The organism is Pseudomonas sp. SIMBA_067 (assembly GCF_046534675.1).
In the GTDB taxonomy this organism is placed as follows: domain Bacteria; phylum Pseudomonadota; class Gammaproteobacteria; order Pseudomonadales; family Pseudomonadaceae; genus Aquipseudomonas; species Aquipseudomonas putida.
Window position 1 is genome coordinate 1 of sequence record NZ_JAWRYH010001479.1, and the last position, 231, is coordinate 231.

The 231-nt window shown below is 66.7% G+C and carries 1 pseudogene; it reads right to left on the bottom strand.

Annotation, left to right across the window (positions count from 1 at the left end):
* A pseudogene (locus SB765_RS34350) lies at window positions 1-231 on the bottom strand (Na/Pi cotransporter family protein); the annotation flags it as partial.

Below are 231 nucleotides of genomic sequence, written 5' to 3' on the forward strand. Positions count from 1 at the left end.
GCGCCGAGCATGGCTTCGAGCAGGCTGTCGACAATATCGCCCAGGCGCAGGGTCTCGCGGGCGGCATTGGCCAGTGCCAGGCTGGGGGTGTCGAGCGCCGAGGCATCGAGGTGGCGCGGGCGCACTTGGCCGTTGCCGTTTTCGCGTTCGGGCAGCAAGCTGTTGCACAGCCGGCCCATAGGTTTGACGGTGGGCAGCATGATCAGGCAGCGCAAGGTGTTGTAGAGCAGG